Source organism: Aeromonas sp. FDAARGOS 1417 (assembly GCF_019046985.1).
GTDB classification, from domain to species: Bacteria; Pseudomonadota; Gammaproteobacteria; order Enterobacterales; family Aeromonadaceae; genus Aeromonas; species Aeromonas veronii.
Genome location: NZ_CP077221.1, coordinates 4,329,000 through 4,348,339 on the forward strand (window position 1 = coordinate 4,329,000; position 19,340 = coordinate 4,348,339).

At 60.6% G+C, this 19,340-nt stretch carries 19 protein-coding genes, 1 tRNA gene and 1 pseudogene; 2 read left to right on the forward strand and 19 right to left on the reverse strand.

From position 1 onward, the window contains the following. Nucleotides 1-100 precede the first annotated feature (100 nt). On the forward strand, nucleotides 101-1,015 hold the full coding sequence (locus I6L47_RS20165; protein WP_216948196.1) for a Gfo/Idh/MocA family protein: 915 nt from the start codon (nucleotides 101-103) through the stop codon (nucleotides 1,013-1,015). Nucleotides 1,016-1,128: 113 nt separating this feature from the next. Here I6L47_RS20165 and I6L47_RS20170 read toward each other — a convergent pair whose 3' ends face one another. The 3 genes from I6L47_RS20170 to I6L47_RS20180 all read right to left on the reverse strand — a co-directional run bounded on the left by I6L47_RS20170 (nucleotide 1,129) and on the right by I6L47_RS20180 (nucleotide 4,575). Then, a complete protein-coding gene (locus I6L47_RS20170; RefSeq protein ID WP_019446869.1) occupies nucleotides 1,129-1,479 on the reverse strand; it encodes a TusE/DsrC/DsvC family sulfur relay protein in 351 nt (116 codons plus the stop codon). A gap of 24 nt (nucleotides 1,480-1,503) precedes the next feature. Then, nucleotides 1,504-3,669 (reverse strand): YccS family putative transporter, encoded by a 2,166-nt coding sequence (yccS, locus tag I6L47_RS20175; protein WP_216948197.1) that lies wholly within the window; start codon nucleotides 3,667-3,669, stop codon nucleotides 1,504-1,506. A gap of 249 nt (nucleotides 3,670-3,918) precedes the next feature. Next, nucleotides 3,919-4,575 (reverse strand): Bax inhibitor-1/YccA family protein, encoded by a 657-nt coding sequence (locus I6L47_RS20180; RefSeq protein WP_005338308.1) that lies wholly within the window; start codon nucleotides 4,573-4,575, stop codon nucleotides 3,919-3,921. A gap of 208 nt (nucleotides 4,576-4,783) precedes the next feature. On the opposite strand from I6L47_RS20180, the gene I6L47_RS20185 reads away from it, so the two are divergent. Further along, a tRNA-Ser gene (locus tag I6L47_RS20185) sits at nucleotides 4,784-4,871 on the forward strand. A gap of 84 nt (nucleotides 4,872-4,955) precedes the next feature. Here I6L47_RS20185 and chbG read toward each other — a convergent pair. From chbG to exeF, 16 genes and pseudogenes are all read right to left on the reverse strand, one after another. Then, on the reverse strand, nucleotides 4,956-5,720 hold the full coding sequence (chbG, locus tag I6L47_RS20190; RefSeq protein ID WP_216948198.1) for a chitin disaccharide deacetylase: 765 nt from the start codon (nucleotides 5,718-5,720) through the stop codon (nucleotides 4,956-4,958). Between the two features lie 53 nt (nucleotides 5,721-5,773). Next, nucleotides 5,774-7,120, reverse strand: coding sequence for a 6-phospho-beta-glucosidase (locus tag I6L47_RS20195; RefSeq protein WP_216948199.1), 1,347 nt, complete (start codon nucleotides 7,118-7,120; stop codon nucleotides 5,774-5,776). Nucleotides 7,121-7,265: 145 nt separating this feature from the next. Next, nucleotides 7,266-8,093, reverse strand: coding sequence for a transcriptional regulator ChbR (gene chbR / locus I6L47_RS20200; RefSeq protein ID WP_108540997.1), 828 nt, complete (start codon nucleotides 8,091-8,093; stop codon nucleotides 7,266-7,268). Nucleotides 8,094-8,147: 54 nt separating this feature from the next. After that, complete coding sequence (chbA, locus tag I6L47_RS20205) at nucleotides 8,148-8,501, reverse strand: PTS N,N'-diacetylchitobiose transporter subunit IIA (protein ID WP_005350025.1); 354 nt, start codon at nucleotides 8,499-8,501, stop codon at nucleotides 8,148-8,150. 36 nt (nucleotides 8,502-8,537) lie between these two features. Further along, entirely contained in the window at nucleotides 8,538-9,920 is a 1,383-nt protein-coding gene (locus tag I6L47_RS20210) for a glycoside hydrolase family 1 protein (protein WP_216948200.1), read from the reverse strand. A 68-nt stretch (nucleotides 9,921-9,988) separates the two neighbouring features. Continuing rightward, nucleotides 9,989-11,350 (reverse strand): PTS N,N'-diacetylchitobiose transporter subunit IIC, encoded by a 1,362-nt coding sequence (chbC, locus tag I6L47_RS20215; RefSeq protein WP_216948201.1) that lies wholly within the window; start codon nucleotides 11,348-11,350, stop codon nucleotides 9,989-9,991. 10 nt (nucleotides 11,351-11,360) lie between these two features. Then, on the reverse strand, nucleotides 11,361-11,681 hold the full coding sequence (locus I6L47_RS20220; RefSeq protein ID WP_005350034.1) for a PTS sugar transporter subunit IIB: 321 nt from the start codon (nucleotides 11,679-11,681) through the stop codon (nucleotides 11,361-11,363). 631 nt (nucleotides 11,682-12,312) lie between these two features. Next, on the reverse strand, nucleotides 12,313-13,080 hold the full coding sequence (exeN, locus tag I6L47_RS20225) for a GspN family type II secretion system protein ExeN (RefSeq protein ID WP_216948202.1): 768 nt from the start codon (nucleotides 13,078-13,080) through the stop codon (nucleotides 12,313-12,315). Continuing rightward, nucleotides 13,077-13,568: a GspM family type II secretion system protein ExeM gene (gene exeM / locus I6L47_RS20230; RefSeq protein WP_216948203.1), complete on the reverse strand. Its 492-nt coding sequence runs from the start codon at nucleotides 13,566-13,568 to the stop codon at nucleotides 13,077-13,079. Before exeM ends, exeN begins: the two co-directional genes overlap by 4 nt. Continuing rightward, nucleotides 13,565-14,749 (reverse strand): GspL family type II secretion system protein ExeL, encoded by a 1,185-nt coding sequence (exeL, locus tag I6L47_RS20235; RefSeq protein ID WP_216948204.1) that lies wholly within the window; start codon nucleotides 14,747-14,749, stop codon nucleotides 13,565-13,567. The genes exeM and exeL overlap by 4 nt, the downstream gene beginning before the upstream one ends. 122 nt (nucleotides 14,750-14,871) lie before the next feature. Then, on the reverse strand, nucleotides 14,872-15,873 hold the full coding sequence (gene exeK, locus I6L47_RS20240; protein ID WP_216948205.1) for a GspK family T2SS minor pseudopilin variant ExeK: 1,002 nt from the start codon (nucleotides 15,871-15,873) through the stop codon (nucleotides 14,872-14,874). 106 nt (nucleotides 15,874-15,979) lie between these two features. Then, nucleotides 15,980-16,627: pseudogene (gene gspJ / locus I6L47_RS20245) on the reverse strand (type II secretion system minor pseudopilin GspJ); the annotation flags it as partial. After that, entirely contained in the window at nucleotides 16,624-16,983 is a 360-nt protein-coding gene (gene exeI / locus I6L47_RS20250; protein WP_058057786.1) for a GspI family T2SS minor pseudopilin variant ExeI, read from the reverse strand. The pseudogene gspJ and the gene exeI, both read right to left, overlap by 4 nt. Beyond that, the gene (gene exeH, locus I6L47_RS20255; RefSeq protein WP_123173527.1) at nucleotides 16,980-17,552 is read right to left on the reverse strand and encodes a GspH family T2SS minor pseudopilin variant ExeH; all 573 of its coding nucleotides are present in this window, start codon (nucleotides 17,550-17,552) and stop codon (nucleotides 16,980-16,982) included. Before exeH ends, exeI begins: the two co-directional genes overlap by 4 nt. A 38-nt stretch (nucleotides 17,553-17,590) precedes the next feature. Next, nucleotides 17,591-18,022, reverse strand: a complete 432-nt coding sequence (gene exeG / locus I6L47_RS20260) for a GspG family T2SS major pseudopilin variant ExeG (protein WP_005338297.1) — start codon at nucleotides 18,020-18,022, stop codon at nucleotides 17,591-17,593. 97 nt (nucleotides 18,023-18,119) lie between these two features. Continuing rightward, a complete protein-coding gene (gene exeF, locus I6L47_RS20265; protein ID WP_005338296.1) occupies nucleotides 18,120-19,340 on the reverse strand; it encodes a GspF family T2SS innner membrane protein variant ExeF in 1,221 nt (406 codons plus the stop codon).

Consider the following 19,340-nt stretch of genomic DNA (forward strand, 5'->3'; position numbering starts at 1 on the left):
CCAGCCAGCGCGCTAACGGCAGGCTGGATCTGCGGGAGAAATCCTGCGATGGTGCGGGCAGTTATCCGCTTGTCCCGTTATCGAGTGAAAAGGAGTTGAGATGCGCATTGCCATGATTGGTCTGGGGGATATCGCCCAGAAAGCCTATCTGCCGCTGCTGGCGAGCGACGAGCGGGTCACCCCGCTGCTCTGCACCCGCAATCCAGCAGTGCTGGAAAAGCTGGCCCGCCAGTATCGGGTCGCTGAGTGCTTTACCGATGTGGCGGCCATGCTGGCCAGTCGCCCCGACGCCGTGATGATCCATGCCGCCACCGCCGTTCACCGCCAGCTGGCCGAGCAGTGCTTGCACGCAGGGATCCCCACCTTTGTCGACAAGCCCCTGTGCGACAATCTGGCCGAAGCAGAGGCGCTGGCCAACCTCGCCATCGCGCAGGATTGCGCCCTCTTTACCGGCTTTAACCGCCGCTATCTGCCCGCCATGGCCGAGGCGCGGGCCCAGCCGCTCACCGAGCTTAACTGGCAAAAGCACCGCTTCGCCCTGCCGGGCAAGGCGCGGGATTTTATGTTCGACGACTTTATCCATGTGCTCGACAGCCTCTGCTTCTATGGCGGCGTGCCACAGGGGGACTTCCATGCGGTCTTGCGACCAGATATGAAGGACAACAGCCTGTTGGCCGGGGTCAGCGTCAGCTGGCAGAGCGGCGATCGCGCCATCAGCGGCAGCATGAACCGTAGCGCCGGGATCACCGAGGAGCGCATCGATGCCTACGGCGACAACCTCTCACTGCACCTTGAGAACTGCACCCGCGGCATCATCGCCCGCGACAAGCAGGCGCAGATGCTTAGCCCCAGCGACTGGCAGCCGGTGCTGGCCCAGCGCGGCTTTGCTGCCATGCTGGAGCACTGGTATCAGCAGATTGAAATCGGCAAAGCGGATAGCGAGCTGATCGCCTCCTATCTGCACGGTCACCGGCTGGCGGAGCAGCTGGTGGCGCTGGTTGACCAGCGGGAATAAGGCTGGCTGGAAGCCTGAGGGATATGAATGCGAGGTGCGCGAAGATAGTGCACCAAAAACAACGGGGGGCCGCAGTTGCGGCCCCCCGTTGTTATGGGATGAGATGCATGGGATCAGATGCACTTCACCGGTTTGGGCAGGCCGCCAATCTTGGTTGCCTGCTTGGCTGGGCCTTCCGGGAACAGCTTGTAGAGGTAGCGGCTGTTGCCCTTTTCGGGGCCGTACTGCTTCTCCATCGCCTTGACCAGCGCGCGGATGGCGGGGGAGGTGTTGAACTCCAGATAGAAGGCGCGCACAAAGCGCACCACTTCCCAGTGCGGCTCCTCAAGCGTGATCCCCTCCTGCGCGGCCAGTACCAGCGCCAGCTCCTCGCTCCAGTCGTTGCTGTTGAGCAGGTAGCCCTTGGCATCGGTCTCGATGAGTTGGCCGTTGAATTCCAGCTGATGTTTTTCGGACGCAGACATGGGGGCTCCTCGCTAATGGGGCTATCAGGATTGGGCGGGCATGGTAGCGCCTTGATCCCCGGTGAGCAACCGGCTCTCGTTGGCCAGATGCAGCAGCTGATCCGCCAGCTCGCTGATCAGGTTGAGCTGCTGGGTCAGCATCAGCTGCTCCTCACTGCTGTCTGGACTGCTGTCCGTGCAAAGAATGGGGCACTGACCACCGATGGAGCTGGAGGGGTTGCCCGCCAGATGACCGGCGGCCTGCTCCAGGGTGTGGCAGATGTGGTGGCGCACCTCATCCAGCCCGCTGATGGCCTCCAGTTTGTCGCGATGGGCCCCCAGCGCCGAGATGTAGGAGAGCAGGGCGTGGTTGCGCCAGGTGAGGGTAAAGCAGAGATCGAGGAAGCGGCGGCGCTTTTGCGGCTCCACCAGCATGCTCTGCCAGGCGGTAGCCAGCTCGCTGTCCGCCAGATGGGCGCTCTTGCGCGCCACCCGATAGTCGATGGACTCATCGCGCTGCTGCTTGAGGCTCGCCAGCACCGCCGAGAGATAGCGGGCGTTGGCCGAGAGCGAATTGGCGATAAGTGTTGGCAGCCGCTTGTATTGCCAGTCCGGCCAGAGCCAGGCCACCAGCCCGTAGGAGATGAGGCAGCCGAGCAGGGTATCGAGCAGCCGTGGCCCCAGAATGGCAAAGCCGATGCCATCGAGCAGGTTGAACGCCATCAGCACGTAGAGGGTGATAAAGCAGACCGCGGCGCTGTAGTTGTTGCGCACCTGGGTAAAGAAGAGGAAGGCTGCCAGCCCCATCACCACCAGCTGAACGTGCAGCTCGGGGAACAGCCAGAGCACCGGAATGCCCACCAGAATACCGGCGAAGGTGCCGAGCATCCGCTGCACCAGTCGGCGGCGGGTGGCGCTGTAGCTGGGCTGGCAGACAAACAGCACGGTCAGCAAAATCCAGTAGCCCTTCTCCAGATCAAAGGCTTGCAGTATGCCGTAGCCGATCACCAGCCCGAGTGACAAACGCAGCGCATGGCGAAACACCATGGAGTGCAAGGTGAGGTGCTGCTTGAGCTGGGCCAGCAGCGGCAGGCGGGGCGGGCGCGCCAGCGCGGGCAGCTCCTGCTCCGGCTGCTCGGGGTTTTGCAGCACTTCGGCGCTGCCGAGCAGCTGGTTGATGCTGGCCAGATTGCGGCGCAGGAACTTCATCGGCGTCAGCAGGGTTTTCGGGTAGTGCTGCTTGAGATTGGTGAACTCCAGCTGATCGCCGAGGGCCTCCAGGGTCCAGTGGATGCGCTTGTTATGGGCGTAGGGCTTGTGGACCAGAATGGCGTAACCGAGCCGCTGGCACGCCTCCGAGAGTTGCAGGAACACCTCCTGAAATCCTTCCAGCACTATGCCCTGCTTGAGCTCCGCTTCCAGTCGGCTGTAGGGATAGTGGCTGGAGGTGGCGCGCTCGTGGATTTCCAGCGCCAGCAGGTAGAGGCGCAGCAGGCTGGCCAGCTCGGGGCTTGCCGGATGGCGCCGGCTCAGGCGGGCATTGAGGGCCGATTTGGTGAGGGTCAGCGCGCTCACCAGATTGATGTTGAGCTGGGCCAGATTGTGGCGAATGGCCTGGGCGCCGTGCTCGTCCGCCGGGAAGAAGCGGGACTTTTCCAGCAGGTAGCGGCCAAGGGCGAAGTAGCTCTGGGCCAGCTGCTCGTGCAGGGTCTTGTAGGGCAGCAGCCAGAGCCAGATAAACGAGACCAGTCCGTACCAGAGGGCGCCAGCACCGAGGGCCAGCGGCTGGTAGAAGAGATCCGGCGCCTTGGCGGCCCCCAGCATGGTGTAGATGGCGATCAGCAGCGAGCCGAAGCTGATGGTGGCATAGCGGGCACCGAGCGCCCCCACCATCACGAAGATAAAGGTGGAGCTGGCCAGCCCAATGGCAAACAGCCAGGGGGTGGGGTAGAGATACTGGACACACAGGGACGCAAACATGAAGCAGATGAGCGTCATGGCGAGGTTTTTAAGCCGTCCCCACAGGCTGTCGTCGGTTTCGGCGATGGCACCCGCCACTACCCCGAGGGAGAGCAGCACGGTGAGCTGGATATTGCCGGTGGCCAGGGTGAAGGCGAGCAGACCGAGAATGGCCAGCAGCACCTTGAGAGCGAAGTAGATGTGACTATCGGTCAGCAGTCGGCGTAACAAACCGGAGAATTCCATGGGCATGCTAGGCACCACCCTTGAGCGAAGCAAAATCGATGTGACTATCAATCAGCAGTCGGCGCAGCAGGCCAGAGAGATCCATCGGCATGAGACAGGTGAAACCCTTGATCGAAACGAGAGCGAGATAGTAACCCGCCAAGCGCGAAGTGGCCCTGATCCAAATCAGGGCCACTTCGCTTCATATCCTTGATTTACAACTTATCCTGACAAAAATCGACGCCAATAAAAACCCCGCCGAAGCGGGGTTTCTGGTTAGTTGCGGTTGCCGCCAAGCAGGCTCAGCAAGCTCAGGAAGATGTTGTAGATGGAGACATACAGGGTAACGGTGGCAGAGATGTAGTTGGTCTCGCCGCCGCGCACGATCTGCTGGGTAGTCAGCAGGATGGCACCGGAGGAGAAGAGCATGAACATGGCGGACAGGGCCAGGCTCAGGGCGCTCATCTGCAGGAAGATGTTGGCAATCATGGCCACCAGCAGTACCCAGAAACCGACGAACAGCATGCCGCCGATAAAAGAGAGGTCACGCTTGGTGGTCAGGGCATAGGCTGACAGACCGAAGAAGGTGAGCGCGGTGCCGCCAAGGGCGGTCATCACGATCTCGCCACCACCATTGTTCATGTACATGTTGATGATGGGGCCCAGGCTATAGCCCAGCAGACCGGTCAGGGCGAAGGTGAAGACCAGACCCATGCCGTTGTTGCGATTCTTCTCGGTCAGGAACATCAGACCGTAGACGCCGATCAGGAACACGGCCCAGTGCAGCGGCGGCATGTTCATCACGGTAGCGACCCCCGCCACCACGGCAGAGAAGCCCAGAGTGAGGGAGAGCAGCATATAGGTGTTACGCAGCACCTTGTTGGTATCGCGTACGGCACTTTGGGTGCCAGTGTAGATAGAACGGGTATCCATCTTGGGTGTCCTCTTGATGTCCGGGTGAGACGACGAGCAGCCGCCTCGTGATCGCTGTTTGTTACTGCATGTTTACGCATTGTATGTAGAACAAATAGGGATGACGAGGAACAATTTCAAGCCACCTGCCATTTTGCTCCCGCACACTATCCCACAGGAAATATGTATTGCATATGAACAAGGGCTTAGCGTAGTATGCACGCCGTTCGGAGGGGTGGCAGAGCGGCTGAATGCACCGGTCTTGAAAACCGGCGATGGGCGACCATCCGTGGGTTCAAATCCCACCTCCTCCGCCATATTCAAAGAGAAAGCCCAAGCGGTCACCCGCTTGGGCTTTTTTGTATCTGCGGTTTTTATCGGTCCACCTGATGGCGTGCTGGCTATTGCCACTCCCGATAGCTGGCGAGGCGGTAACCGCGCTCGGCGATAAGGGCGGGCAGGGATGGGTCGGTCAGGATCGCCAGTTCGTTGAGGCGGGGCTGGCAGTAGGAGCTGCCTTGCATCTCCAGATCGATAAAGGAGGGGTGGCACATGATCTCGAGCGAATGGGCCCCCTGTTCACTGGCCTCATCGAGCAGTTGTAGCAGGCTGGCTTGGGTCAGCTGCGCGCCGTAGAAACGGTCGTCGAACCGATCGCAGCTCTGCGGGTGGTTGACGGTCAGTCCGTGGCGGGCTATTTCGCCCCGGTCGATGCGAAGGAGCAGGTCATGCGCCTTGGCGAAGGCTTCCACCAGCGGGTAGATAGTCGGCAACATATGAACATGGTGGTGGCTGTCGATATGGGTCGGCCGTTGGCCGAAGATCTCGACAAAGCGCTGATACTGACTCGCCAGCTCGCCGGATATCTCGGCCAGATCCAGCTCTCCGGCTTCGCTCTTGTGCCAGATCCCCTTGTTGAGTTCACCCTGCTCGTTGACCAGCGAGGTGAGCGGCGTGAGCGGTTTGCCCCAGCTAAGCATAAAGTGCAGCCCGACTGGCAATTCGGGGAAGCGTTTGGCCAGCCAGGCGGCATGCTCGATGGCGGTGGTGGTGACAATCGCGGTGGTGGAGCTGACGACTCCGTGCTCGAACGCCTCTATGATGCCGTAGTTCTGGGCGCGGCAGAGGCCGAAGTCGTCGGCGTTGATGATCAATCTCTTGCTCATGAGGGTTCCCTTGCGGTTAAGCGCCCCGCCGGTTCGGGCGGGGCGTGCTGGCCTCAGGCGAGGGCGTCGATGGCGGCGGCGAAGTTGGGCAGGTGTTCGCGGTGGGCCAGCAACAGCTCGCGGGCGACGATGCGGGCATCGTTGTCGGAGTGGATCAGCGGGTTGAGGTTCATCGCCAGCAGCAGGTCATCGAAGTTGCCACTGATGGCGGCTTTGGCGGCGGCGATCTCGAAGCTTTTGATGAGGTGCACCAGCCCGTTCACCTTGTCGTCAAAGCGGGTGAGGCGTGGATGGGGAATGGCGCCATCACGCCCGATCAGGCAGCTCATCTCCACCGTCCAGTCGGCCGGGATATTGGTGACATGGCCCTGATGGGACACGATGACGTAGTGCTCGCTCTGCTTGTCGTTGTAAATGGCGCTGATCACCTCGCAGGCCGCATCGGAGTAGTAGGCACCGCCACGCAGCTCCAGCTCCTTGGGCTTTTCGCACAGCTCGGGGTTCTGGTAGAGCTCGAACAGCTTCTTCTCGACCTGTTGCACCACTTGAGCCCGGGCGCCGCCCTTGTAGAACTCGCCCATCTCGATCCCCAGCATCTCTTTCTCCTTGAAGTAGTAACGCAGGTAGGAGCAGGGAAGCAGGCGAAGACCGCGGATAAAACCGGGGTCGAACGGCAAGTCGAAGATGTTCTTGACCGAGCTGGCGCGGGTCAGGCTGCCATCGGCGACCCCTTCCAGCAGCTCGTCAAAGCGTGATTCGCCGTTGACCAGCACATCGCCGATAAAGACCAGATGATTGAGGCCGAACAGATCCATGGAGAGGTGATCCTGCTCGGTCAGCTTGAGGGCATCGCGTACAAACATCTGCATGCCGACCGGAATATTGCACACCCCGATAAAACGGCGGAAGTTGGTATGACGGCGCACTGCTTCGGTCACCATGCCAGCCGGATTGGTGAAGTTAATCAGCCAGGCATCCGGGCAAAGCGCTTCCACGTCGCGGATGATGTCGAAGATGACCGGTATGGTTCGCAGCCCCTTGAACAGGCCGCCTGCGCCGTTGGTCTCCTGCCCCAGCATGCCGTGACTGAGCGGGATGCGCTCATCCTTCTCCCGCGCCTGCAGCTGGCCGACGCGAAGCTGGGTAGTGACGAAGTGGGCACCCACCAGTGCCTCGCGGCGATCCAGGGTTTTGTGCAGGGTCATGGGGATGCCTGCCTGGCGGATCATCCGTTGGCAGAGGTCGAAGATGATGTTCAGTTTCTCTTCGCCAGCGGGAATATCTACCAGCCACAGCTCGCTGATGGGCAGCTCGGCATAGCGCTTGATGAAACCATCGACCAGCTCGGGGGTGTAGCTGCTGCCGCCGCCAATGGTCACTACCTTGATCTTCTCGCTCATAAATCCCTCTTCATCGATCTTTCTAGGTTTGATGGTGGCCGCTCTGTCTTCATGGTGAGAGGGGCCGCAGCCGCCTGTGGCAGGGGCTGGTCACAATGGATTGGTTCTCTTGAACCGGGTTGTTTAGGTCAGCAACTCGCTGGTCTCAGGCTGAACTTTCGAATTTCGGATAGAGATATTTGCGGTAACTGCCCGGGGTAAACGAGGTGAGCTTCTTGAAGTTTTTGATAAAGAGGCTGACGTCGTTGTAGCCGGTCTCGAAGGCGATATCGGCCACCGAGTTGTTGGTCACCTCCAGCTGCATCTTGGCGTAGTTGATCCGGATCTCGTTGATGATCTGCATCGGCGTCTTGTTGTAGTAACGCCGGGTGGCCCTGGTCAGATACTCCTGGCTCTTGCCACAGAGGGAGACCATGTTGGCCAGCGCATCCTCGGCAAAGAGGGGGCGATCGTGCATCCGCTCCACGGTTTCGTGGAGCCATAGCGGAAGATCATCGCTGGCGGAGGTGTCCTTGTAGTGACGCAGCCGGTTCATCACCGCGTAGGTCACCACTTCGAGAAATTCGGTCAGCGCCTCTTCCCTAAACCCCGGTGAAACCAGCACCGACTCGATGTAGCTGAGGAACTCGCTCTTGAGCGCATAGGCCTGTGAGGCGACGAAGTGTTCCGGCAGCAGGTATTTGAAGTGCTCGTCAAAATAGGTACGGGTGATCCCGACGTTGAAGATGCGGGTGGTGCCGAACTCGTAGAAGCTTTGATGGCGGGAGCCGAGTGGGATAAACACCACGTCCCCCCGTTCCAGCAGCACCCGCTTGCCGTTGACCTCCTGATAGTAACGACCGGTCAGTACCAGGGTGAACTCGTAGTAGTCGTGCTGGTGCAAACCGGTTCCGCTCACCTGTTTGTTGTAGATGAACATGTGGAACGGTTTGTTGTTAAACAGTTCGGTTTCCCGGATTGTTTTAACGCTCATGAGTCGCTTCCTGATCTGCGGGCCGATGACGGGGCCTCTCGCCCCGTCCGGAGGTTATTGGTTCTGCAGCTTTTCGTGCAGCTCGATCAACTCGCTGATCAGCTCACGGGCCAGCATGGAGGTCATCAGGTGATCCTGGGCATGGACCAGCACCAGGGTGACCGGGATCTTGCCTTCCCCCTGATCGTCCTCGATCAGCTGGGTCTGCACCAGATGGGCGGCATTGAGCGCCTCGCGGGATTGGGCCATCAGCTGGTGAGCGGCGGCCAGATCCCCCTCCTTGGCCTTTTTCAGCGCGGTGTAGGCGAGACTGCGGGCCTGCCCGGAGTTGATGATAAGCCCCATTACCACCTCTTCCAGATCGTTGCTGGTGGTGGCCTCTTCAGTGATGTTGTCCAGATCGAACATGTGTCGTTCCTTACGTAAATGCGTTAATTGAAACCGTTAATTAAAACCATGGTTGCGCGCTACCTCGGCAAACCAGTAGCCGCTCTTCTTGATGGTGCGCTGCTGGCTCTCCAGATCGAGGCGGACGAAGCCGTAACGGTTCTTGTAGGCGTTGAGCCACGACCAGTTGTCGATAAAGGTCCACAGGTGATAGCCGCGACAGGCGCTGCCCTCTTCCAGTGCGCGATGCAGCCACTGGAGGTGCTCGCGAATGAACTGGATGCGGTAGTCATCCTCCACCCGTCCCTCGGGACCGATAAAGCGCTCTTCCCCTTCGACCCCCATGCCGTTTTCCGAGATGTAGCAGGGCAGGTTGCCGTAGTTGACTCGCAGGTCGGTGAGGATGTCGTAGATCCCTTTTTCGTAAATCTCCCAGCCGCGGTGGGGGTTCATCTTGCGGCCCGGCATCTCGTAGTAGTCGAACAGATCTTCCGGCGTGCGCGGTACACCCTGCCACGCCACCTCTTTGGCCTTGACCCGGCGCGGCTGGTAGTAGTTGATGCCGAGGATATCCACCTTGCCGGCGGCGAGCAGCGCCTTGTCACTCTCTTCGATCTGCGGCAGCAAGTCGTACTGCTCTAGCAGCGCGACCAGCTCGGGGTCGTAGCTCCCCTTCAGGGCCGGATCGAGGAAGCTCTTGTTGAGCAGCAGATCCGCGATGCGGGAGGCGGCGAGATCTGCCGGATCCTGCGAGCGGGGATAGGTCGGGCTCAGGTTGAGGATGATGCCGATCTCGCCATCATGCTGGCAGGCGCGATAGGCCTGCACGGCACCGGCATGGGCCAGCGCGGTGTGGTAGGCGACGGTGGCCGCCCTACCAAAATCGACCACGCAGGGGTAGTGGTAGTGGCCAAGGTAGCCGCACTCGACCGGCACAATCGGCTCGTTGAAGGTGAACCAGTGCTTGATGCGACCGCCAAACAGGTCGAAGCAGCGGGTGGCGTAGTGCACATAGGCGGCCACCACTTCCCGGCTCTCCCAGCCGCCACGCTCCTGCATGCACATCGGCATGTCGAAGTGGTAGAGGTTGATAAGCGGGGTGATCCCCTCGGCCAGCAGCCGGTCAAAGACGGCGTTGTAGAAGCTGACCGCCTCCTGGTTGATTTCGCCCACCCCGTCCGGGATCAGCCGTGACCAGGAGATGGAGGTGCGAAAACTGTTGTGCCCCAGCTGCTTGAGCAGCTTGATGTCGCTCGCGAAGTTGTCATAGAAGGTGGAAGTGTCGGTCGGGCCGACCCCGTTGTGGAAACGCTGCGGTTCGATGGAGAACCAGTAGTCAAAGATATTGGCGGATTTGCCGCCGCGGTTGGCGGCGCCTTCCATCTGCGGGGCCGAGCTGGCGCTGCCCCACCAGAAGTTATCCGGAAAACGATACTGCATGGGTTACTTCTCCAGGCTGTTAGGGGAGGAGTTTTGCTCCTCCCTTGCTGTCATTGGAATGGCTGTTATCAGAACTTCAGAGCCAGAGCGATATCCTCTTCGCTCTCCTCTTCTTCATCGATGACGTTCTGCGCTTTGTTGGCAATCAGCACGAAGGGGATATACATCATGGTCGCGACACCCAGGTTGAATATCGCCAGACAGAAGGCGGCCACGCTGCCGTTGGTGTTGAAGAAGGCTCCCAGGCCGGTCGGCATGGTCCATGGCGCTATGTTGGTGATGGGTGGGATGATCCCGGCGTAGTAGGCCGCCATGGTGATCCCCATCAGTACCGGGTGCACCAGGATGAAGGGCACCAGCAGGATGGGGTTCATGATGACCGGCAAGCCGAACAGGATGGGCTCGTTGATCTGGAACATGCCGGAGGGCAGACCCAGCTTGGCGACCTGACGGTAGTCATCGCGACGGGAGACCATAAAGATGGCGATGATGAGGCCCAGCGTGGCACCGGTGCCGCCGAGGAAGACGAAGGAGTCGGTGATCGGCTTGGCCCAGAAGTGGAACTGCTTGCCTGCCTCCAGAGCAGCTTCGACCGAGCCGTACTGGTTGTAGAGGGCGACGTTTTCCAGGGCGAAGGGGAAAAGTACGCCTGACTCCAGCGCAGTGAGCGCCAGCATGCCGTGTACGCCGAAGAACCAGAGGAAGGAGGAGAAGATCACATAGACCCAGCCCACCAGACCCCCCATATTGGCCAGCGGGGTGGAGATACTGTCCATGATCAGCTGGTGGAAGTTGGTGCCGGCATTGTTCAGCAGGTAGGAGATCACCCCCATAATGGAGAGGATGATAAAGCCCGGGATCAACGCCGAGAAGGAGCGGGAGACAGAAGTTGGAACGCTGTCTGGCAGGGTGATGACCCAGTTGCGACGGACGATAAAAGCGAACATTTCGGCCACGGCGATACCGATCAGCATGCCGGAGATGATGTTGGATCCGCCCAGCCAGTTGGCGCCGACCGCATAGGCTTCGCCCACGCTGAACGGCGTGACGGTCATAAAGGCTGCAACCGACAGCAAACCGGAGGCCAGGGGGTCGGTCTTGCGCTCTTCTGCCAGTGCCAGACCAATAAAGAAGGGGGCCATCAGGGACATGATGCCCAGGGTGCCGTTATAGACGTTGCCGCCGATGCTCTTGAGGCCATCAAGGGTGGCGATGGTGGCGGGATCGATCCGCACGCCGATGGAGTAGAAGAAGGAGCCTTCGCCAAAGCTCAGAAAGACGTTGTTGATGAGAACGAACATGGCCCCGACCAGCGTCAGGGGCATCAGCTTGATAAAACCGTTCTTGATGGCGTTGACATGAGGTTGTTTGCCCAGCTTGACGGCTATGGGCAGTATGACCTTCTCCAACGATGCGATGATGTTGCTCACAGGGATCTCCTTACTGCGCGAGGCTCTTCTTGATAGAGGCTACCGCCGCCTTCAGTACGCCGAGGCCATCGACCTTGCCGTAGAGCAGGGTGTCGATCACCTCGACCGGCTTGCCCGGCAGTTGCTGCTGGATCTCCGGCAGCATGTAGGCGATTTGCGGGCCCAGCAGCACCAAATCGGCATCCTGTCCCTTCTCGCCAGCCAGGGTCTCCGGATAGGCATCGATCAGCACCGGCACATCATATTTTTCTGCCTGCGCCTTCATCTTTGAAACCAGCAGTGAAGTGGACATCCCGGCAGAGCAAAACAGGTAGATACGCTTCTTTTCCATAACCCTTCCCTCAACGCTTGAAAACCAAATGAACAGATCGGTCGAGATGGTTGCCTGTTGTGTTATCTAGACACATCAATCATCTCAAATTGACTTCATTGTATCGGCCTCTGGGTTCCATCTGGTATTTCGATGTTTTTATCAATAGTCCCTGGTTGACCTGTTGTTTTGCCGTTGCTCACATTTCTGATGGGTTGGCACAAAGGAAATAAGATTGAATGGGGCGTGAAGAGGATGGTTTTATTTTTTAATCGTTATTTTTCAGTTAGTTATTTTTATGCTTTTGTGGGCGGCTGTAATGTGGCTGGAAAAGATCAATAACGGGTGACAGCTCACATTTATCAAATGATGCAATCTTATTGATATTTAATTTGGCTATGGCGAGTTGCCACTTTTTGAGCAAGGTGTGTGCTCATTGACCATTTGCGGCAAGTGGATTGACGAGTGAGGCTGGTTGTTGCTGCGCAGAGCGGGTTGAAAGAGAGGGGGATCAGACACTCTTGCAGGGGATGTGGCGGTACGTCAGAGTTAAATGAGTAAGGGCTGAGGGGGTCAGTGCAGTGAGAGGAGAAGGCACAAAGGGATAAACAAGCTGACCCCGGAGTGGCTCCGGGGTCAGCGGGATAGGGGCTTAGATCCGCCCCTGATAGCGCAGGGGGAAGCGGCCCTGACTGTCGGGCTGGCCGAGGAAGGGGAGCCCTTGCTGCATCTGCGGTGGCAGTGCCGGGCCCGGCTTCAGGGTGCCCTGGAACAGGTATTGGCCATTGGGTTGCAGCTCGAGGCGACCGCTGGTCTGCACCGCATCCGAGCCCTGCTTGAGTTCGGCCACCAGTTTGGAGTCGAGGCAGGTGAGTTTCAGCTCGGGGTCAGCCAGATCCAGCTTGCCCGCAGGGGTATCGGCGCTGGCGTTGTACCAGTCGAGGTTGCCGTAGAGGTTGTCACACCAGGGGTTGCCCTGGGCAAATTGCTCCACTTTGAGCTGCAGCTGGCCGCTGACGGTGAGCGGGATTGGCAGGCGCATCGGCACCCGGCTCAGCAACCAGGGGGCGGGGGCGTTGAGGGTCAGATCCCGGCCGAAGGCGGCGCCATTCCAGCCGACAACGCCCTGACCATTGAGCCCGTTGCGATCGCCAAAGCGTATGGCCACTTCGGGGGCGAAGCGCAGCAGCGACCAGCCGTTGAGATCCCAGCGCAGCTGGTTCACCGATTCGCTGGCATATTGCAGTCGGGCAATCTGGCCGTTCCAGAGGGTGCCGCTCACCCCTTCCAGTTTCAGCAGGTTGGCAACATTGGCAGGCAGCGGCAGATGGCGAGCCACCAGTGCCGCGGGCAGGGTGGCCAGCAGGAATACCAGATAGGCGGCCAGAAACAGGCTGGCAATCAGGATGCGTTTTTTCATTGTGGACGACTCAACTGCAAACGTCTGACCTTGACCAGACCCGGGGCCAGATCCTCGCGGGCGATCTCGATGATTTGAACCTGAATACCGTGCTGCTCCACCAGAGTGGAGAGCCAGAGCAGCAAGTCATCGAACTGGACCGTGTCGATCCACACTTGCAGCTCCTGCGCCTGGGGTTGCAGCCGGGCAATCTTGATCTTGTGGTTGAAGGCGGTGCGGTTGACCACCCCTTCAAGGGTGCCGCTGGTATCGATCTGGCGACCCGAGCCACCCTGCATGGCCAGCACCTCTTCACCCTTCTCCTTGAGCCAGGTGAGGGTCTGCTGCTGGTTCTGCACCTGCCGCTCCCGCTCCGCGATGCGGTTGGCGATGGGCTGCCAGACGCTCCAGTAGAAGAGACCAACCAGCAGCAGAACGCCGCCTACGACCACCAGCCGCTGTTCCCGTGCTGTGATTCCGTGCCACCAGCTCTGCAATTTTTCCATCATGATGATTTACCCTTGAGCACCAGTGCGCCCTCTACCTTGCCCTCGGTGCTGCGCACCTCGCCTTGCTGTACCTCGAATTGCTTGCCAGCCAGCTCGCGGAACCGCTCGATCTCGGCAAAGCCGGGAGCGGTCACCTGCAGCCTCAGCTCGCGGCGACTGGCATCAAAGCGCATCACCTGTGGTTTCAGACCGGGTACTTCGGCAAAGGTGGGGGCCAGCTCGGTGAGCATCAGCAGCACGCCGTTTTGCGGGGCTTGTCCCATCTGTTGCAGATGCTGGTTCATCTGGCTGCGCACGTTCACTATGCGGCTCTCACCCGGGAAGATGCGGGTATAGACGGCACGGATCTCCGCTTTCAGCGCCTTGTCCTGCTCGGTGAGCTGATAGAGCTGCACCCCGCGCTGGCCGAGGGCTACCAGCAGCAACAGACCCGCGGTGATGGCTACCTTGCGCCACTGCAACCAGTAGCGGGCATATTCGGTCTGGGGGCGGTAGGGGCCGGTCAGCAGGTTGGCCCGGCAGGTGAGTGCCCCTTTGGCTAGCAGCAGCATGGGCAGCTCGGGCTCCGCCGCCTGCCAGTTGGCGGCGGCAATGGCGGGCACCGGGGTGTGGCTGTGGATGGTGACCGGCTCGGCTTCGGTTGCCAGCAAGATAGCCAGCAGCGGTTCGTCGGCGACGATCCCCTGACAGGGGCTCTGGCGCACCAGCCACTCGTTGCCGAGTTGCAGCGCAGACCAGCCATCAGCGGCCTGTGGCAGCGCCAGCACATCTGGCAGCAGTTGCAGGCTCTTGAGGCCAGCGGCATCGAGCCAGCCGAGCCACTCGGCCATCTTCTGCCGATCCACCGCCATCAGATCCACCTGCTGGCCCTCGTGGGCCAGCACCACCAGATGGAGCTCGTCCACGTCGGAGGCGATCTGCTCTTCCAGCAGATAGGGGAGGGCCGCCGCCGACTGGCGGTTGTAGCGACCCGGCAGGGTGACGCGCCGGAAGAGCAGATCGCTGCCCGGCACTAGGGTGACTACGGGGCGGCCACCGGCCCGTTCCAGCAGCTCGCCTAGGGCATCGGCCGAGGGCAGGGTGCCGGAGGCGATGATCTCCTGCTCCTGACCGGACCAGACCAGCCAGGCCACGGGTTGTTGTTTATTGGTCCCCAGTCGGATGACCAGACTTTCGCTCACGCATCTCTCTCCTGCGATACCGGTTTGCAAAGGGCGTTGTGCGCCCTGGCAACCGGTGCGCAGCCCGCAGGCTGCATCCAACATCTCTCGTACCCGCGGGCGATGGCCTGCAGGTGCGCTGTTTATTCGGCGCCGCTACTGAGGCGGCGCAGCATCACCAGTTTATTGTCCTTGCCCCGCTGGAACAGGGTTTCGAGCCAGGCCCGGTTGTCGCCGACCTCGGCCACGACTCGGGCTTCGAAGAAGTCGCTCTTGACCACCAGCGCCTCTTTCAGTCCTTTCACCGAATCGACCGGAGCGAGCATGTCCGTCATCAGCTTGCTCTCTTTCCACCCCTTCTGTGGCCGCTCGTTCAGCACCCGCTTGGCGTCATCCAGCCCGATAGTGCCCAGATAGAGGGCAACCAGCAGCTCGGGGCGCTGGGGGGCAAGGGTATTGATATTGATCTTCAACTTGTCGTTGGGCAGGGTGCAGACGTAGGGGGTCAGCTTGGCATAGACCCTGGCCGTCACCCCGCGCACCGCCCTCAGCTCATCCTTGCCCAACATCCACTGGTTGGCGGTGAGGTAGGGTGGCTTGAGCCCCTCGTAATAGGCGTCCTCTGCGCCAAGGCTGGAGACCAGCACCGTATCCTTGTCGGTCCAGTCACGGATGGCATCGGTGAGCTGGGCCGCCTCGTAATCATCCATCGCCAGCTGTTTGAGCAGTTCGCGAAACACCTGCACCGGATAGGGTTGCTGCGCCAGCTCCTCGCCGCTCCCCGCCTTGGAGGCCACGCTCAGGCTGTTGAGGTTGAAGCAGGATTGCAGGTCGGTCACCTCGCCCTTGAGCTGGCCATCGTCCACCGGAAACACCGTGTTCTTGCGGGCCCAGTTCTGGCTGAGGTTGACCACCTCGGGGTTGTCCTTGAAATCCTGCGTCAGCACCTTGCTTACCAGCGCCTCTGCCGAGAGGGCATACCACCATGCCTGTTTGCCGGTGGTGATGTTGGCGGTGCGGCGAAGCTCAAGCTGCAGGCGGCCGCTCATATTGCTGGCGATGATCACCATCACCGAGAGGATCAGCAGCACCACCAGCAGCGCCATGCCGCGCTGGCGGCCGGGGGCGGCGAGATTAGCCCGCATTGGCGCCCCCTCCGTTCTGGCTGTCACCATTACCGCCATTGGTATTGCCGTTGCCGCCGTTGTTCCCGTTGTTGTTGTTGCCACCTTGGTCGGGGTTGCTGCTCTGGCTATTCTCTTCGGCGCGCTGGCCACCGGCACCAATCAGGAATTGACGGCGAATGGTGCCGTAATCTTCCAGATCCAGCTCCACTGCCAGCCCGTGGGGCAGCACGCTGCGCTGGGTCCACTCCTCTTTCCAGTTGCCCTTGTCGAAGAAGTAGAGGCGAAACGCCGTGACTCCCGCCAGCACCGGCTGGATGCGCGGCTCGGTGCCGATCACCGGATCCGGATAGAGATAGCTCAGGCGCTCCAGCTTCTGATCCTTGAGGCGCCAGCCGACCCGCTGCAGATGGGAGCGGGGCAGCATGCCGTCCGGGTTGAGCCAGCCGCTGCGCATAAAAGCCATGCCCCAGTCATCGCTTTGCTGGCCGAACCGGGAGGCGGCCAGCAGCACCTTGTTGTTCTCCCCTTCGATGCGACCGCTGCGCGGCACCATCTGGGTGATGTCTCGCTCCAGCAGGGTGAAGGCGAGTTGCAGTTCGTTGAGGCGAGCCTCCTTGCGCTTGGCCACCTCGTCGCTGGTGAGCACCCCCTGCAGCACCTGATAGGCACCCATGCTGAGAGTGGCGAAGATGGCGATCGCCACCAGCATTTCGAGCAGGGTGAAACCGGCGTGACGGACGGGGCGAGGCGTGCGGGCAACGTGTTGGGTCATCGGCTGATATAGGTCCGCATCATGGCGACCGGGTTCTCGGCCTTGGCCTCGGTGCGCACTTCCATATCGAGTGCCCGGAAGTTGTTGTCTGCGGTGGCGACACCGCGATAGCGCCAGTACCAAGTCTGCCCGGCCATCTGCTCATCCCCTTCCACCCAGCTGTCGCCGGGCCACTTGTTTTCGAGCTTCTGTTGCACCAGCTGGTTCTCCACTACCCAGGTGGCGAGTGTCTTCTGCTCCAGATAGTTGAGGGCCGAGAGGTGCTCGCTGGCGGTTTTCATTACCGCCAGACCCGCGATGGCAAAGACGGCCAGTGCGACCATGACTTCGAGTAGTGTCATGCCCCGGGCGTTCATTCGCTCACCTCTTCATCTTCATCGCCGGTGAACAGGGTGAGGCGGCCGAACTCGTCCCCCTTGACGATGCGGGTGTAGCGGGCATCGTCATCCTGCTGGGTGAAGGTGAGCACGAACGGGCTCAACTCGCCGCCCGGGAAGATGAGCAGCTGTGGCGTGCGCTCCTTCTCGTCGCGCTTCTGTTCGGTTTTCTCGTCGGAGTCCGGCTGCCAGCCAAAGCCTTCCAGCTCCAGTGCCAGCGTCATGTTCTCGGCCAGTTGCACCGGCCCAAGTTGCTTGTCGCCAGTCAGGGCCAGCCACTTGCGATCCTTGGCCTGACGCTGCATAAACTGCCAGCCGTTATCCTCGATACGAATGCCCACCAGCCGACCATCCATCACCGCATACTCCTGCGCCAGCTGCAGGGTCGCCATCAGGCGGCGCGCCTGCTTGTCCAGCTCCCGATCTCCTCTGGCGCCACCCATGCTGAGGGTGACGGCAGTGGCCACCAGTCCCATCAGCATGGCGACCAGCAACACTTCCAGCAGGGTAAAGCCGGATTGGCGATGAAAGGAGAGAGATCGCTTCATGCAGTCAGCTCACAAGGAGTGCGGTGGCGACATATCACTTATTGGAAATCCTTCAGGTTCCAGTTGCCGATGTCGTCATCGGTACCGGCTTCGCCATCCAGACCCATGGAGAAGATGTCGATCTTGCCGAACTGGCCCGGGCTCAGCAGCTGGTACGGGTTGCCCCAGGGATCTTGCGGCAGGCGCTTGATGTAGCCGCCATCTCGGTAGCTGCGCGGCGCCGGATCGATGGAGGGCTTGGTCACCAGCGCGTCCAGACCCTGTTCGGTGGTCGGGTAGCGGTTGTTGTCCAGCTTGTACATGTCGAGGGCATTTTCCAGCGCCACGATATCGGAGACCGCTTTCTGCTGGTCAGCTTTCTCCTTGTTGCCCATCAGGTTGGGCACCACCAGACTGGCCAGAATGCCGAGGATCACGATGACCACCATGACTTCCAGCAAGGTAAAACCGGATTGACGACGTTTGTTCATGAGTTGCTCCGTAACAAATGAGATGGGATGGCCCATCAGAGAGTGATCACTGGGTGGGTTCGACGGGCCGCCAGCGGCGCCACCGAACACCGGAAACTTACATATTCACCATATTGTTGAGCTCGAGGATCGGCTGCAGGATCGACATCACGATAAACAGCACTACCCCGGCCATGGAGACCACCAGCATGGGTTCGAACACCCCGAGGGCGATATTGACCTGGGATTCAAACTCCCGATCCTGGTTGTCTGCCGCCCGCTCCAGCATGCTGTCGAGCTCGCCGCTCTGCTCACCGGAGGCGATCATGTGCAGCATCATGGGCGGGAAAATCTTGGTCTCGGTCAGCGACTTGCGCAGACTGGTCCCCTCGCGCACCCGTTCGGCGGCCTCGAGAATGCGCATTCTGGCAAAGTCGTTGGAGAGTACTTCGCCGGAGATCTTCATCCCCTCCAGCAGCGGTACCGCACTGGCGTTGAGGATGCTTAGAGTTCGGGCGAAGCGGGCGGTGTTGAGACCGCGGCTGACCCGGCCAATCACCGGCAGGCCGAGCAGCACCTGATGCCAGCGTCGGCGGCGCTTTTCATCGGTGAGCCACCAGCGCCAGACAAAGCTGCCGAGGAAGATCAGCAGCAGAAACCAGAGGCCGTAGGCCTGCATCAGCTCGCTGGTGCCGATGAGAAAACGGGTGGTGCCCGGCAGCTGCTGACCCATGTGTTCAAACTGGGCCACCACCTTGGGTACCACGGCGGTGAGCAGGATCGAGATAACCCCGATGGCGACACAGGTGAGCACTATGGGGTAGATCATCGCCTGCAGCAGCTTGGTGCGCATATGCTGGCGCTGCTCGGTGTAGTCGGCGAGGCGGTTGAGCACTTTTTCCAGATGGCCCGATTTTTCACCGGCCGCCACCATGGAGCGAAACAGCTGGTCGAACACATGAGGAAAAGCCCCCAGTGAGTCGGCCAGCGAATACCCCTCCACCACCTTGCTGCGCACGGTCGCCACCAGAGAGCGCAGGTGGGCCTTTTCGCACTGCTCGGCCACCGCCTTGAGCGCCTCTTCGATGGTGAGACCGGCGCCCACCAGGGTCGCCAGCTGGCGAGTGATGAGGGCCAGCTCGGCTGTGCTGGCACCACGACGAAACAGGGCGAAGCGGGTCGCTTCCCGTTTCGCCTTCTCGGTAGTCTCGTTCACCTCAAGGGGGGTGAGCCCCTGTTCGCGCAGCAGCTGGCGCACCTGACGGGCCGAGTCGCCCTCCATCACACCGCTCTTGCTGCGCCCCTTGTTGTCGAGGGCCTTGTATTCGAATGCCGCCAT